Annotated in this window: 17 protein-coding genes; all 17 read right to left on the bottom strand. The window is 32.9% G+C overall.

Annotated features, from left to right (window positions below; all coding sequences use genetic code 11):
* Nucleotides 1–10: 10 nt before the first annotated feature.
* A complete protein-coding gene (locus tag JMA43_RS04400; RefSeq protein WP_342155164.1) occupies nt 11–703 on the bottom strand; it encodes a cytidylyltransferase domain-containing protein in 693 nt (230 codons plus the stop codon).
* Nucleotides 704–1,156: a YhcH/YjgK/YiaL family protein gene (locus JMA43_RS04395; protein ID WP_342155163.1), complete on the bottom strand. Its 453-nt coding sequence runs from the start codon at nt 1,154–1,156 to the stop codon at nt 704–706.
* Nucleotides 1,153–2,229: an AroB-related putative sugar phosphate phospholyase (cyclizing) gene (locus tag JMA43_RS04390; RefSeq protein WP_342155162.1), complete on the bottom strand. Its 1,077-nt coding sequence runs from the start codon at nt 2,227–2,229 to the stop codon at nt 1,153–1,155. The genes JMA43_RS04395 and JMA43_RS04390 overlap by 4 nt, the downstream gene beginning before the upstream one ends.
* Nucleotides 2,207–2,962 (bottom strand): SDR family NAD(P)-dependent oxidoreductase, encoded by a 756-nt coding sequence (locus JMA43_RS04385; protein ID WP_342155161.1) that lies wholly within the window; start codon nt 2,960–2,962, stop codon nt 2,207–2,209. The genes JMA43_RS04390 and JMA43_RS04385 overlap by 23 nt, the downstream gene beginning before the upstream one ends.
* A complete protein-coding gene (locus JMA43_RS04380) occupies nt 2,955–3,902 on the bottom strand; it encodes a phosphoglycerate dehydrogenase (protein WP_342155160.1) in 948 nt (315 codons plus the stop codon). The genes JMA43_RS04385 and JMA43_RS04380 overlap by 8 nt, the downstream gene beginning before the upstream one ends.
* Nucleotide 3,903: 1 nt before the next feature.
* Nucleotides 3,904–4,902: a Gfo/Idh/MocA family protein gene (locus JMA43_RS04375; RefSeq protein ID WP_342155159.1), complete on the bottom strand. Its 999-nt coding sequence runs from the start codon at nt 4,900–4,902 to the stop codon at nt 3,904–3,906.
* A gap of 10 nt (nt 4,903–4,912) precedes the next feature.
* Entirely contained in the window at nt 4,913–5,536 is a 624-nt protein-coding gene (locus tag JMA43_RS04370) for an SIS domain-containing protein (RefSeq protein ID WP_342155158.1), read from the bottom strand.
* A 200-nt stretch (nt 5,537–5,736) separates the two neighbouring features.
* Entirely contained in the window at nt 5,737–6,519 is a 783-nt protein-coding gene (gene rfbD, locus JMA43_RS04365; protein ID WP_342155157.1) for a dTDP-4-dehydrorhamnose reductase, read from the bottom strand.
* On the bottom strand, nt 6,516–7,061 hold the full coding sequence (gene rfbC, locus JMA43_RS04360; protein WP_342155156.1) for a dTDP-4-dehydrorhamnose 3,5-epimerase: 546 nt from the start codon (nt 7,059–7,061) through the stop codon (nt 6,516–6,518). The genes rfbD and rfbC overlap by 4 nt, the downstream gene beginning before the upstream one ends.
* The gene (gene rfbA, locus JMA43_RS04355) at nt 7,062–7,931 is read right to left on the bottom strand and encodes a glucose-1-phosphate thymidylyltransferase RfbA (protein WP_342155155.1); all 870 of its coding nucleotides are present in this window, start codon (nt 7,929–7,931) and stop codon (nt 7,062–7,064) included.
* Nucleotides 7,932–8,017: 86 nt separating this feature from the next.
* Nucleotides 8,018–9,085 carry a dTDP-glucose 4,6-dehydratase gene (rfbB, locus tag JMA43_RS04350; RefSeq protein ID WP_342155154.1) on the bottom strand — a complete coding sequence of 356 codons (1,068 nt, stop codon included), beginning with the start codon at nt 9,083–9,085 and terminating at the stop codon, nt 8,018–8,020.
* A gap of 12 nt (nt 9,086–9,097) precedes the next feature.
* Nucleotides 9,098–10,363: a nucleotide sugar dehydrogenase gene (locus JMA43_RS04345; protein ID WP_342155153.1), complete on the bottom strand. Its 1,266-nt coding sequence runs from the start codon at nt 10,361–10,363 to the stop codon at nt 9,098–9,100.
* Between the two features lie 177 nt (nt 10,364–10,540).
* Nucleotides 10,541–11,797, bottom strand: coding sequence for a sulfate adenylyltransferase subunit CysN (cysN, locus tag JMA43_RS04340; protein WP_342155152.1), 1,257 nt, complete (start codon nt 11,795–11,797; stop codon nt 10,541–10,543).
* A 106-nt stretch (nt 11,798–11,903) separates the two neighbouring features.
* Entirely contained in the window at nt 11,904–12,809 is a 906-nt protein-coding gene (gene cysD, locus JMA43_RS04335) for a sulfate adenylyltransferase subunit CysD (protein ID WP_342155151.1), read from the bottom strand.
* Nucleotides 12,806–13,405: an adenylyl-sulfate kinase gene (cysC, locus tag JMA43_RS04330; protein ID WP_342155150.1), complete on the bottom strand. Its 600-nt coding sequence runs from the start codon at nt 13,403–13,405 to the stop codon at nt 12,806–12,808. The genes cysD and cysC overlap by 4 nt, the downstream gene beginning before the upstream one ends.
* 6 nt (nt 13,406–13,411) lie before the next feature.
* On the bottom strand, nt 13,412–13,825 hold the full coding sequence (locus JMA43_RS04325; protein WP_342155149.1) for a DUF2061 domain-containing protein: 414 nt from the start codon (nt 13,823–13,825) through the stop codon (nt 13,412–13,414).
* A complete protein-coding gene (cysQ, locus tag JMA43_RS04320; protein ID WP_342155148.1) occupies nt 13,826–14,617 on the bottom strand; it encodes a 3'(2'),5'-bisphosphate nucleotidase CysQ in 792 nt (263 codons plus the stop codon). It abuts the gene before it with no gap.
* Nucleotides 14,618–14,621 lie beyond the last annotated feature (4 nt).

Below are 14,621 nucleotides of genomic sequence, written 5' to 3'. Positions count from 1 at the left end.
AATCAAATGGTTAGTCTTGAAGATTTGTACTTTTCATGATATTTTCTATAAAAAGAAAATCTTTTTCTTCACTTACTTTCACTCCCTTTAATGGATCAATATCAAAGAATAATCTATTATTACCCAAAACAGCATAATTTTGCAACTTCATTCTATCCTTAAAGGATTTTACATCCCATATTGTGATAGCCCAATTAAGTGTAGTTACTTTATCATTATTTTGAGATGGAGCTAATTGTTCATTTAAATTTATATTTACTGGATTCCCATTACAAAAAGTTTGCATTTGGGTAGATGAAGATGATATTAAAGTATCACAATTAGATCTCTTAAATAAATCTAATGCATTCTTAATATCAAATTCATCAATTAATGGACAAACTGGATTAATCATAATAAGTGTATCAGGTGATAACTTTTTAATAATATCATAATTAAACTCATCACTAGAGGCATAGTCACTTGCCAAAGTTTTTTCTCTTTCATAAATTCTTACAGTAGCGAAATTCAAACTTATGTAATTTTGTATTTCTTTAGAATCAGTATTAACATATACATTATCTGTTACTTTTGATTTAACGGAAGCAGATGTAGCATAATAAATCATAGGATGTGATGCCATTAATCGCATATTCTTCTTCTTTACCCTTTTACTACCTTCCCTAGCGGGAATATGTAATACTATCTTACCTAAATCTTTCATTTAAAACTTAACTTTAATCGTTGCTTTTTTAATCAACTCTGGTTCATCTATATACCTTTGAGGACTATGCGCATCATCAGGAAACATTATAGCAAAATAACTATTTCCTATATCTACTTGATTAGCATTAATACAGTTATGGTCATAGTATTCCACATCTTTTTCTACATCATATGGTACTCTTAAATTCAAATTATCTCTATAATCCCATAAAATCCTTTCCCTACCAATTAATGGATATTGTATATCAATAACTCTTCTATGCGCCTCATATCCTTTTTCAAAAACTTCTTTTGTTCGATATTCAGTTATTATAGCCTTAACATTATCATTAATCATATATTCTCCTAAATCCACCTCTTTGTCTAGTTTTGCTAAAAACTCTAACCCAATGAAAACATCCTTAGACAGAAAATCATAAAACTTGTAATTTTTCAAACAATCTATAATCATAATTCTTCATTTAAATAATTTTCAAGATAATTAACTAAATTTTCATCTGGAGGTATAATTTTCTTCTCAGCTTTACCAAAATCTAAAAGTAGAATTAAGCCTAAATTTACTCCCACGTTTTTCTTATCTTTTGATAGTGCGTGTAACAAAGTTTGCACTGTAATATTTTCCAAACTATATCCATACCAAATCTTTTTTAAAAACTCTTTGATGTAGTTACGGGTTGATAAATCAAGTAAACCATATTGAACAGAAACATAATTAGCCATATCCATACCAATAGCGACAGCAATACCATGAGGGATTTTATAATTTGTAATACTCTCAATTGCATGTCCAAAAGAGTGCCCATAATTTAATAACTGTCGTATTCCGGTATCATATTCATCCTCTTCTATATATCCTTTTTTTATATTCAAACTAGTATATATGATTTCCTTTAATTTCTTCCTATCATTTATAACCAAATCGTAACTTTCCTTAACCATATCAAAATCTCGCTTACTTGATAAAATTATATAATGACATAATTCCCCTAATCCAGAATTAAAATCAGCTTTAGGTAAAGATTTTAAAAAATTTACATCTATGAATATTTTATTTGGGGGGTAGAATCCTCCAATTTGATTTTTAAATTCATCAAAATTAATGGATGTTTTACTCCCAATACAGCTATCTCCTTGAGCTAATAATGAAGTTGGTATAAAAACCCACTTCACCCCTCTATACAATACTGATGAAATAAAAGAGGTTACATCTTGAGTAATCCCTCCTCCAATAGAAAATAATTTGTTATTTTTCTTAAATCCATTTCTTATTAAAGTATCTATAAGCGGTATTATACCTTTATAACTCTTTATTCCTTCATTAGCTTCTACCTCATAAAAATTATACTTAAGGAGAAAATCATTAAAAATTTCTCCATATAATTTTCTTATGTTAGAATCTATTATAAAAAAATCGCCCTCTTCGACCTCTGCTAATAAACTTTCCTTAATATTCTCTTTAAAGTAAACAGAATAATTATGAACTTTTGATTTTATTTCAAAATCAAATATTTGTATATCCTCCATCTATAATTATATTTTGACCAGTTATATAAGTATTAAATCCACTTGCTAAAAACAATACTAAGTTTGCTATTTCTTCGGGATTAGCTAATCTTTTTAATGGAATCCTTTCCTCTAAAGCCTTAAGTTCATCTATAGTATTTGTTTTCCTAGTTAGCTCTGTTAATGTAAAACCAGGACCTACTGCATTAACCAATATATTATGCTTCGCCAATTCGATAGATGCTGTTTTAGTAAATCCAGCTACTCCCCATTTAGTAAGAGAATACAAACCTCGCTCAGGTCTTGAAACACTACTCCAAATAGACGTTATATTTATTATTCTTCCCTCTCCGTGAACCTTCATCAAATTACTAACTGCTTTTAATACAAATAAAGGGGCTTTAAGATTAACCTTAGTCATTACATCATAATCTCCCATATTAATATCTGTGATAAGGTCAAGTTTATTAATACCTGCATTATTTACAAGGATATCTACTCTATCTAAGGATTGAATAAAATTCAAAAACAATTCAAAAGAAACTTCATTATCAAAATCACATTGACAATAACTAATCTTATCTGTTTTAAATTCATTATGAAGATCAGTATCATCTATAAATGATCTTCCTGTTATAATAACTTTTGCACCACTTACTAATAATCGTTCTGCAATAGCTTTCCCAATACCTCTTGTTCCACCTGTTACGATAGCCAACTTACCCTCTAAGCTTATATTTACTCTATTATTCATCTACTAACAAATCATAATAATTGCAAACATTAGATATAGCTGCTTGCCCCATAGCCTTAACAGCCTCTCTAGAATTACCCCCAATATGCGGTGTATTCATCAAATTAGGAATGGAAATTAACTCATAATCCTCAGGTGGCTCACTATCATACACATCAATTGCTGCACCAGCAATTTCATTCCTTTTAAGAGCCCATTTTAAATCATTTAGATTAATCACCCCTCCCCTAGATGTATTAATAATAAAAGCTTCCTTTTTCATCCTAAGGAAAACTTCTTTATTAAATAAGTTCATTGTCCCTTCATTCAGAGGTGTATGAATAGTAATTACATCGCTTTTTGAAAAAATTTCTTCTTTTGACACTGACTCTAATCCATTCTCTAAATAATATTCTTCTTGCGACACAATGTCATTTACTAAAACTCTACAACCGAACGGCTTTAATAATGTTATTAGGTCCTTACCAACATTCCCTACACCAATTACACCTATCGTTTTCTCTGACAACTGAATACCTCCCGATTTGTTCCATATTTTATTTTTCAATAAATTAGAAGTAGTATATAAATTACGACATAATGAAAGCATAAACCCAAGTGTCATCTCAGAAACCGATCTTTTATTAACTCCTTCCGGAAAGAAAACTTTTACATTATATCTTTCACATGCATCAAAATCAATATTATCTAGTCCAACACCATACTTAGAGATGACTCTAAGATTGGGAAGCTTAGACAAGACTTCCTCATTAATAATATCTAAACCTACAATAGCAGCCTGACAATCTTGCAAAAAAGATATCAATTCGGATTGAGTAAACCTCTTCCCTTCCTCATTTTTTTTCACTTTTTTAAATCCCTTAGATCTCAACTCAGAAATTAAATCTTCATTTTTTGAAAAAGCTATTGTAGTTACCCCTATAACAATTGAATCAATCATATTAAAATCCAGATTTTTCATATATCCTTTCCACTAACTTTAATGTATCAAATGCATCTTGACTTGTTCCATTCATGATTTTTGATTTCCGTAAGATTGCATCTATAAACTCTTCAACCTCCAATTTCCATGAATTATCATATTCAAACCATGTAACATTTTCTTTAGGTTTCCCCATCGCAAAGGTTATATCTTCAAATTCTCTCCTGCCAACTATTAATTTTTCGGGAGCATAACTCCTTGTATTAGATAATATTCCTTCTAAATTCACATAACCTTCTTCAAAACACATTTCAAGTAAAAACTTATGCCTCCATTGAGTTGCACTAGAGTGCATCATTGCAGTAATTCCTTGATCTGATTGCATAATTACAAAAGCATTATCCTCTGCTTCAATATTCCAATATGAAGTTGTCACAAAACTATTGATTTTTTCAAATTCTTGATTAGAAAAATATCTAATTAAATCTAGCATATGAATCCCTTGGTCAATTAAAATCCCTCCTCCTGAATATTCTTTGTAATTCCTCCAATTCTTATCATAATCAATACTACCTGCTTTCCCATAAACCCCTCTCAACCACAATAATTTACCCATCTGACCTGAATCGATTATTTTTTTCGCCTCTATAACAGAGTAATGATATCTATGATTAAATCCATATTTTAGATGGATTTCATTTTTCTTTTCCACTTCAATAACCCTCATTAACTCTTCAGACGTTCTTGCAGGTGGCTTCTCACAAAACACATGTAACCCTGCCTCAATCGCCTTTACAGTATAATCGGCCAATACATTATTAAATGTACAAATAAATATAGCTTCTATATTCTGTTCTAACAACTCGTCAAACGAATCACAAAAAAGAATATCCTCATCTAAGTCCTCTGGTCGCTGAATATCAAACACAGCCACTACCTTTGCATTAGAATTCTTTTTAATTTCATTTGCTCTTACTCTTCCTATTTTACCATACCCAGCAATTCCAATATGAATCATAATAATAAGTTTATAAATTAAATGTTGATGAATTCATATCTTGAAAAGAATCTCTCGCCCAATCCTCTATGTTCATAAATTTATCTAACCATAAATGTAAAAAAATCTGATGAACACATTCCACTACTCCATAAGTTTTCCTAGGTACATAAATAGAGTATCCTGCTTTCTTAATCGACTCATTATTATCCTTCAAACCTGAAAGTCCGAAAGTTACAATATCAAACTCATTACAATAATCAAGAACCTTTACAATATTACCACTATTACCACTACTACTTATAGTAACAACAACATCAGATGAATTAACTTTATTTATTTTCAAAAACTCAACAAAAGCACTTTCATAAGAATAATCGTTAGATAGAGCTGTTAAAAGAGAACTATCACTAAGCGACAAAGCTAAAACTCCTCCATTTTTTGACCAATCTAATGACATATGATTTGCAAAAGCTGCACTTGCACCATTGCCTATAAAGAAAATTCTTCCATTATTTTTCTGGACTTCCTTGGTTTTAATCAACAATCTATCAAAGAACAAATCATAATTAATTTGCTCTTTATCAATATAATAATTAGAATCTTTAAAAGAATCATTAATTGTTTTAAAATACTCTTCTACGTAGCTTTTCATCTTAACAAATTTTATTCATTATCTATGTTGCAATTATACTTTTTAAAAAAGACTTCCTTAATGCCCACTCTTCAAAACTTCTAATTCCGCACTCAATATAACATTAATTATTTTCGACATTTACTTTTTTTAAGTTTTCTTTAGCATTTCGCACAAAAATACAATAATCCATTATTTAACCAAGTGATTTCTTTCTCAATTTATTCAGTCGAATCTAACACGCTATACTTAGGTCTCTTCGCTTTTGTAACATACGAATTATCACAAACTACATTAACATTCTCAAACCCACTCTCTTTCACTATTTTTCTTGCAAAATCATACCAACTTAACACCTCACCATCGCAATAGTGTTTAATTCCATAAAGGGTGTTTTTCCCCTCTACAATATCTTTAACATATCTATGTAAATTTACTACACCTGTAGGGCATCCTACTTGACTATCTACAACACGGATTTCAACTCCTTTTTGCGCTTTATCTAGAATTGTTTTATAAAAATTCTTTCCAAACTCTTTACTATATAACCATGAGGTTCGAATTATGAAATATTTATCTAAAATATCTTGAATATATTGCTCGCCTTTTAATTTAGACTTCCCATACTCATTTATCGGATTCGTAATATCATCAATAGAATATGGAGTTCCTTTTTCTCCATCAAAAACATAATCGGTAGAAATATGAATTAAAATAGTATGATTTACTTTACAAGCTTCTGCTAAATTCTTTACTCCTTCAGCATTGACTTCAAACGCTTTTTCTGGCTCATCTTCAGCTTTCTCTACATTTGTATAAGCTGCACAATTTATACAGTAATCTGGTTGATATCTTTCAAAAACACTTTCAACAGAATCCTTTTTTGTTATATTTAATTCATTTGAATCACAAAAAATAAATTCAGCATTTTTATAATCGTTTTTAAACTTGTGGATTGTACGACCTAATTGTCCGTTAGCGCCTGTAACTAGTATTTTTATCATAGAATTGCATTTTCTAATGTTGGTAATTCTATGTCTTTTGGTGATAAAAGCAGCGTATCTTTAGCTAGCATCCAATCGATATTAATAGTAGGATCGTTGTATATAATTCCGCCTTCGGCTTCTTTATTATAAAAATTATCGCACTTGTAAAAGAATTCTGCTGTTTCACTTAAAGCGACAAATCCATGTGCAAAACCTCTCGGAATAAATAATTGCTTTTTATTTTCTGCTGAAAGCTCTACAGCTACATATTGTCCAAAAGTTTCAGATTCTTTACGAATATCTACCGCAACATCCAAAACTTTTCCTTGTAACACACGCACTAATTTGGCTTGTGCGTGCTCCCCTACTTGATAATGAAGTGCTCGTACAACTCCTTTGGAAGAAAAAGATTGGTTGTCTTGAACAAAATTGACTTCTGCACCTACAGCCTCATTAAACTGCTTCTCATTAAAACTCTCAAAAAAATACCCTCTATCATCTTGAAAAACACGAGGTTCTATTATAAAACAACCTTTTAATTTAGTCTCTGTAACGTTCATTTATCTTTGTTCTTTCAGTAATCCTAATAAATTTTTTCCGTAACCACTTTTCATTAATGGCTCGGTTAAAGCTATAAACTCTTCTTTAGTAATGTACCCCATCTCATAAGCTGCTCCTTCAATGGCACCTACTTTCAATCCCTGACGCTCCTCAATAACCTCAACAAATTGGGATGCTTGCATTAACGACTGAAATGTTCCTGTATCCAACCATGCGGTACCTCTATCCATGATACTTACTTGCAGTTTACCACGCTCTAAATAAACTTTATTGACATCGGTAATTTCCAACTCTCCTCTATGACTCGGTTTAATATTTTTAGCAATATCAATCACATCGTTATCGTAAAAATAAATCCCTGGAACTGCGTAATTTGATTTAGGCTCCAGTGGCTTTTCTTCAATCGAAATAGCCTTTCCTTCTTCATTAAACTCAACTACTCCATACCGCTCAGGGTCATTGACATGATACGCATATACAATCCCACCATCAGGATCATTATTTGCTTGCAACAACTCACTAAGTCCTGTTCCGTAGAAAATATTATCTCCTAGAATTAAAGCTACTTTGTCGTTTCCTACAAAATCGGCACCAATAATAAATGCTTCTGCTAAACCGTTTGGATGTTCTTGCTCTGCATACTCAAACACACACCCTAACTTTTTACCATCTCCTAACAAACTTTTAAAAAGCGGTAAATCTTTAGGAGTAGATATAATCAAAACCTCTCTTATTCCTGCGCGCATTAACGTCGAAAGCGGATAATAAATCATCGGTTTATCATATATCGGCATAAGTTGTTTACTAACCGATAATGTTAATGGGTGTAACCTTGTTCCAGATCCTCCTGCAAGAATAATTCCTTTCATCTATAGTTTATAGTTTAGTGTTTATTGTTTAGAGTTGAATGTTTATTTACACTGACTTTTTCAATCCGCTAATCATCTCTCAACTTTCAACTAACGTCGTATTGCTTCTCATAATAATCTTGATATGCACCAGAAGTTACTTGCGCTAACCACGCTGTATTCTCAAGATACCAATCGATAGTTTTTGCTAAGCCCTCCTCAAAAGTAACCGATGGTTTCCATCCTAATTCTTTATTAATCTTTGACGCATCGATAGCGTAACGCAAATCATGTCCTGGACGATCTTTTACATACGTAATCAACTCTTCCGAAGAACCCGATTTTCTATCAAGTTTTTCATCCATCAATTTACATAAAGTCTTTACTAGGTCAATATTTTTCCATTCATTAAAGCCTCCAATATTGTAGGTTTCATGATTTCCTCCTCTATGAAAAACTAAATCTATCGCTCTCGCATGGTCGATAACATACAACCAATCGCGTGTATAATTTCCATCACCATAAACTGGCAATGATTTTTTCTGAATAATATTATTAATAAATAACGGAATTAATTTCTCAGGAAAATGATTAGGTCCATAATTATTAGAACAATTACTGATTACATACGGCAATCCGTACGTCTCTCCGTAGGCTCTAACAAAGTGATCGGAGCTTGCTTTCGAAGCTGAATACGGTGAGTTTGGATCATAAGAAGTTGTCTCAGTAAACAACCCGCTTTCTCCTAATGTACCATAAACTTCATCTGTACTTACATGATAAAAACGCTTTCTTTCATAATCATTTTTCCAAATATCTTTTGCCGCATTTAACAAATTCATTGTACCAATAACATTAGTTTTCACAAATGCCAACGGATCTTCGATAGAGCGGTCTACATGACTTTCAGCAGCCAAATGAATAACCCCATCAAAGTTATATTTTTTAAATAATTCATTTATAAAAGTACCATCTGTAATATCCCCTTTTACAAAAGTATAATTTGGAGCACTTTCAATATCCTTTAAATTTTCAAGATTCCCTGCGTAGGTTAACGCATCTAAATTTACGATTTGGTACGACGGATATTTAGTCACAAAAAGTCGAACCACATGCGAGCCTATAAATCCCGCCCCTCCTGTTATTAAGATTTTCTTATTTAAGCCTTCATTCATTTTACAAATATACTATAATCTACCTGTTACTTTTTCCCTAGGAAGAAAACTCTTTACATCGTAAACAACAGTTCTTGGGCTTGACTTTAAACTTTCAAAATCTAACTGAGTAAATTTATCATGTCCCACAGCCAACACTATAGTTTCGTATTTTTCTTTAATAGAATCTACCAATTCTACGCCATAATAACGCTCTACTTCCTCTTTATCAGCATACGGATCGTACGTATCTACATTCAGCCCAAAACCTTCCAACTCTTCAATAACATCTATGACTCTTGAATTTCGCACATCTGGACAATTCTCTTTAAAGGTAATCCCTAACACTAAAGCTTTTGCATTTTTCACTGGCAGTTGCTCTTTCACCATCAGCTTAACAATTTTGTTTGCAATAAACACACCCATATCGTTATTAATACGTCTTCCTGAAAGAATTACCTGCGGATGATACCCCAAGCGCTCTGCTTTATGTGTTAAATAATACGGATCGACTCCAATGCAATGACCTCCAACCAGACCAGGACGAAAAGGCAGAAAGTTCCATTTTGTCCCTGCAGCTTCAAGCACCTCAACCGTATCAACCCCCATTCTATCAAAAATAAGCGCCAATTCATTCACTAATGAAATATTAATATCTCGCTGAGTGTTTTCAATTATTTTTGAAGCTTCCGCAACCTTAATGCTCGATGCTTTGTGTGTACCTGCCTCGATAATACAATTGTAAAGCTGATCTATTTCTTCTGCAATCTCTGGCGTGCTACCCGAGGTCACTTTCATAATATTGGGTAACTTTCGTTTTTTATCTCCTGGATTAATTCGTTCTGGAGAATATCCGCAGTAAAAATCTTCATTAAACTGAAGTCCGCTAGCAGTCTCCAATACAGGCACACAGTCCTCTTCAGTACAACCTGGATATGTAGTAGATTCATACACAACAACATCTCCTTTTTTGAGATATCTTCCAACTGTTTCACTCGCCGATAACAATGGTTTTAAGTCTGGTTGTTTAAAATCGTTTACAGGAGTTGGAACTGTAACGATATACATATTACAGTCATTTAATTCTTTTTCTTCGGAAGTAATTAACAGTCCGCTAACGGCTTGTAAATCTTCATCTGCAACTTCATCGGTTACGTCTTTACCTTCTTTTAATTCTGCAACTCTTTTCTGATTGATATCAAAACCAACCACAGCAAATCCTTTTTTTGCAAACTCAACTGCAAGTGGCAAACCTACATAACCTAAGCCTATAACAGCAACTTTATATTTGTTCTTCATAATTTTCATTCTTCTAGATAATATATCGTTTTCAAGATATACGTAACGATTGTAAAAATAGGTTTTCTTATTAAGAAACTTTAACCTTCTTCAGAAGAAATCATCAAAATATAAAACAAAAAAAACAGGCTTTTGAATGTTTCCAAAAGCCTGTTTTCTTTATTATTATAATATTATTTAAACAATCATTCCAGCAGCTACTGTTTGATTCGTCGCTGGATCTATCAAAATTAAACTCCCCGTTATTCTATTTTCTCTATACGAATCGAATAACAAAGGTTTTGTAGTTCTTAACTTTACCTTGCAGATATCATTCATATGAAGCTCTTTATCTTCATTATTTCTAGCAAGTGTATTAATATCTATCTTATAAACAACCTCTTTTATCATCGCCATTTGCTCATTAGAGGTATGATACACCGTGTATTTTGTACGTGGCTTAGCAGATTCGTTGTTTAGCCAACACAACATTACTTCTACATCTTGCGAAGATGTTGGTTTATTTTTTGTACGAACAATCATATCGCCTCGACTAATGTCAATATCATCTTCTAAAGTTATTGAAACAGACATTGGCGCATAGGCCTCTTCTAATGACTTATCAAAAGCATCTATCGATTTTATTTTTGAAGTAAAACCTGATGGCAACACAGTTACCTCGTCTCCTTTTCTAAAAATACCACTCGAAATTCGCCCTGCATACCCCCTGTAATCACGATGCGCTTCACTCTGTGGACGCAACACAGTTTGTACCGGAAAACGAGCATCTACCTTATTGATATCACTACTAATATGCATTGTTTCAAGTGTATGCAAAAGTGGCGCACCCTGATACCAATCCATTGTCTCAGAACGTTTTACCACATTATCACCTAATAAAGCACTGATTGGGATAAATCGAATATCTTTCACCAACAACTTTGACGAAAACTCTTCAAACTGCGTAATAATATCGTTATACACTTCTTCTTTAAAATCAACCAGATCCATTTTATTAATACATACAATAATATGCGGAATTTGCAATAGAGACGCAATAAAAGCATGCCTTTTGGTCTGCTCGATTACTCCATGACGTGCATCTACTAAAATAATAGCTGCATTTGCTGTTGAAGCTCCCGTAATCATGTTACGAGTATATTGAATATGACCTGGCGTATCGGCAATAATAAATTTCCGCTTTGGCGTTGTAAAATAACGATAGGCTACATCAATGGTAATCCCTTGCTCTCTTTCATCTCGAAGTCCGTCTGTAAACAAAGCAAGATCTACTCCTTCGTGCCCCTTCTTTTTACTGGTATTCTCGATAGCTTCTAATTGGTCTTCAAAGATTGATTTAGAATCGTATAATAATCGCCCGATTAGTGTACTTTTTCCGTCATCTACACTACCAGCTGTTGTAAATCGTAATAATTGGTTGTTATCTAGTTGCATATTTAAGCCCCACCTAGCCTCCCCAAAAGGGAGGAACTAGACTCTATTTTTTTGATTATAATATTTAATTTTATAGTAAAAACTCCCCTCTGGGGATTTAGGGGAATTAAAAATACCCCTGACGTTTCCTGTCTTCCATCGCTGTTTCAGAACGCTTATCGTCGGAACGATTTCCACGCTCTGTTTGGCGCATTGCAGAAACTTCTTGTGCTATTTTTTCAACTGTATCAGCATCACTTTCAATTCCTCCAGTGATAGTTATATCTCCAAGAGTTCTAAAACGAATCTGTTTTGTAACGATTTCTTCATTCTCATCAATTTGTAAAAATTCAGAATACGGAATCCAAGAGTTGTTTCTCCAAATCACTTTTCGCTCATGTGCAAAGTACAAAGACGGGATTTGTATGTTTTCTCTTTTAATGTAATTCCACACATCCATCTCTGTCCAGTTACTTATCGGAAACGCTCTAAAATGCTCTCCTTCAAAACACTTCCCGTTAAAAAGATTCCAAAGCTCTGGCCTTTGATTTTTAGGATCCCACTGCCCAAAATCGTCTCTGTGCGAAAAGAAACGCTCCTTAGCACGCGCCTTTTCCTCATCTCTACGACCTCCTCCAATAGCGCAATCAACTTTATTTGTTTCAATAGCATCTAAAAGCGTAGTAATCTGTAATGCATTTCGCGTGGCATTTTTACCTTTTTCTTCGGCTACACGACCTTGGTCGATAGATTCTTGTACAGAACCCACTATCAATTGCACTCCCAAACTTTCAATTAAATCATCTCGAAACTTAATCGTTTCTGGGAAATTATGTCCAGTATCAACATGCATCAATGCAAAAGGTATTTTAGCAGGGTAAAACGCCTTTCTAGCCAAGTGCGTTACTACAATTGAATCTTTACCTCCCGAAAATAAAATTACAGGATTGTCAAATTGTGCCCACACTTCGCGAAGCACATATATAGCTTCCGATTCTAATTCGTCTAAATAATTTAAATAATATTTACTCATTCTATCTGGAGTTCTAACTTATCTTTTATTTCTAAATATACTTTTTCAACAGCTTGCTCCAAACTGTCTTTTTCTGTAATTATTACCGCTGGATTTTCTGGAACTTCATAAGGAGCATTTACCCCTGTTAAATTTTTTATTGTCCCTTTTTCAGCCTTCATATATAAACCTTTTTGATCTCGCTGCTTGCAAATTTCAATACTGGTTTTCATATATATTTCGACAAATATATTAGGTTTTATTGTCTTTTCTACATATTCTCTATCTTTTTTGTAGGGTGATACAAAATTCGCAAGAACAACAACTCCCGAATCCAAGAGTATACGTGACATTTCAGTAACTCTTCTAATATTTTCTGAACGGTCATCAGCAGAAAAACTTAAGCCTTTATTCAAACTTCCTCTTACATTATCGCCATCTAAAACCATTGTTCGAACACCTAACTCGTATAACTTTTGTTCCAAAGCATCAGCTAAAGTAGATTTTCCTGAACCAGAAAGTCCCGTAAACCAAATTAAAAGTGATTTATGGCCATTCAATTCATTTCTCATTTGCTGAGAAATTTTATACGGATATGAAAATATATTTGACTTCATAACAGCCTACTTCTTTGTATTTCTTTTCCCTAATCCAAAATTTATTTGGTACCAAGCGCGTTCATGCAAATAATACAACAACATTTTGGTAACAACCTCTGCTCCTCCAATTTTAAGTCCCGTAAATGGGTCTCCTGAAATTACCCAAGCCAGCAACATTGTGTCGATTGTTCCTAACAACCGCCAAGTAATAGTCTTGTACAAGTGTCGTTTTTTACTATCTGGAACATTTGCCTTAAACCAAATTCTTTCATGAAAATAATACAAAATCATTTTGGTTACCACTTCGGTAAACCCAATTTTTAATCCCGTAAAAGGATTTCCTGAAATTATCCATGAAAGTAATATGGTATCTAAAGTCCCTATAACTCTCCATGTTATTGCCTTAGCAATATGCCTTTTCCTTGAAATATCTCCCATTTAACTCACTATAAAAGAAGGGTTCAACAAGTCTTCTTTATTATATTCTATCAGCTTGTTGGTTTCTGCGTTTTTAGTCTGAAGTCCAACAGCCCTACATATAGCATCTCCAGCACAAGTATCCCATTCCATAGTTGGTGAAAATCTCGGATAAAGTGTCGCTTCTCCTTCAGCTAAGAAGCAAAATTTTATAGAACTACCAACTGCTACAAACTCAACTACCGATTCTTTCTTCAAGTTTTGAATATACATATTTGTTTTTTCTGATAAGTGAGACCTACTACCCACAACCTTAATTTTTTCAACACTATTTTTAGGATAAATACGCTTCGAATTTTCTAGAACATCTTCAGAAAATACAGCAACATTTACCTTATATGAAGCCTTTTTTATCACATCTCCAAAATATAAATCGCCAGAAACTGGAACATAAATAACACCTAATACCGGTTGATTATTTTCTACCAAGGCTATATTTACAGTAAATTCTCCATTTCGCTGAATAAATTCTTTGGTTCCATCTAACGGGTCTACAATCCAACACTGAGTCCATTGCTTACGAACTTCATAATTTTCGATTAAATTCTCCTCACTGATGATTGGAATATTAGTAGACTTTAAATACCTATTTATTATAGAATTTGCCTTTTGGTCTGCTTCAGTTAAAGGCGATTGGTCTTCTTTCTCGACAATAGTAAAATCTTCTCTTTCATAAACCTTAAGAATTTCATTTCCTGCTTCTATAGCCGCTTCTATTGCTATTTTTAAAAACGTAGCGTATTTTCCAATCATTTAT

It is taken from the genome of Joostella sp. CR20 (assembly GCF_038433465.1).
GTDB lineage: Bacteria > Bacteroidota > Bacteroidia > Flavobacteriales > Flavobacteriaceae > Galbibacter.
This window is presented reverse-complemented; position numbering and strand designations above follow the sequence as displayed.

Bases quoted from the DNA above. Each gene is read 5' to 3' on its own strand.
- cysN (WP_342155152.1), bottom strand. From the start codon at position 11,797: ATGCAACTAGATAACAACCAATTATTACGATTTACAACAGCTGGTAGT.
- JMA43_RS04390 (WP_342155162.1), bottom strand. From the start codon at position 2,229: ATGGAGGATATACAAATATTTGATTTTGAAATAAAATCAAAAGTTCAT.
- JMA43_RS04400 (WP_342155164.1), bottom strand. From the start codon at position 703: ATGAAAGATTTAGGTAAGATAGTATTACATATTCCCGCTAGGGAAGGT.
- JMA43_RS04345 (WP_342155153.1), bottom strand. From the start codon at position 10,363: ATGAAGAACAAATATAAAGTTGCTGTTATAGGCTTAGGTTATGTAGGT.
- JMA43_RS04370 (WP_342155158.1), bottom strand. From the start codon at position 5,536: ATGAAAAGCTACGTAGAAGAGTATTTTAAAACAATTAATGATTCTTTT.
- rfbB (WP_342155154.1), bottom strand. From the start codon at position 9,085: ATGAATGAAGGCTTAAATAAGAAAATCTTAATAACAGGAGGGGCGGGA.
- cysC (WP_342155150.1), bottom strand. From the start codon at position 13,405: ATGAAGTCAAATATATTTTCATATCCGTATAAAATTTCTCAGCAAATG.
- rfbA (WP_342155155.1), bottom strand. From the start codon at position 7,931: ATGAAAGGAATTATTCTTGCAGGAGGATCTGGAACAAGGTTACACCCA.
- JMA43_RS04385 (WP_342155161.1), bottom strand. From the start codon at position 2,962: ATGAATAATAGAGTAAATATAAGCTTAGAGGGTAAGTTGGCTATCGTA.
- cysQ (WP_342155148.1), bottom strand. From the start codon at position 14,617: ATGATTGGAAAATACGCTACGTTTTTAAAAATAGCAATAGAAGCGGCT.
- JMA43_RS04380 (WP_342155160.1), bottom strand. From the start codon at position 3,902: ATGATTGATTCAATTGTTATAGGGGTAACTACAATAGCTTTTTCAAAA.
- cysD (WP_342155151.1), bottom strand. From the start codon at position 12,809: ATGAGTAAATATTATTTAAATTATTTAGACGAATTAGAATCGGAAGCT.
- JMA43_RS04395 (WP_342155163.1), bottom strand. From the start codon at position 1,156: ATGATTATAGATTGTTTGAAAAATTACAAGTTTTATGATTTTCTGTCT.
- rfbD (WP_342155157.1), bottom strand. From the start codon at position 6,519: ATGATAAAAATACTAGTTACAGGCGCTAACGGACAATTAGGTCGTACA.
- JMA43_RS04375 (WP_342155159.1), bottom strand. From the start codon at position 4,902: ATGATTCATATTGGAATTGCTGGGTATGGTAAAATAGGAAGAGTAAGA.
- JMA43_RS04325 (WP_342155149.1), bottom strand. From the start codon at position 13,825: ATGGGAGATATTTCAAGGAAAAGGCATATTGCTAAGGCAATAACATGG.
- rfbC (WP_342155156.1), bottom strand. From the start codon at position 7,061: ATGAACGTTACAGAGACTAAATTAAAAGGTTGTTTTATAATAGAACCT.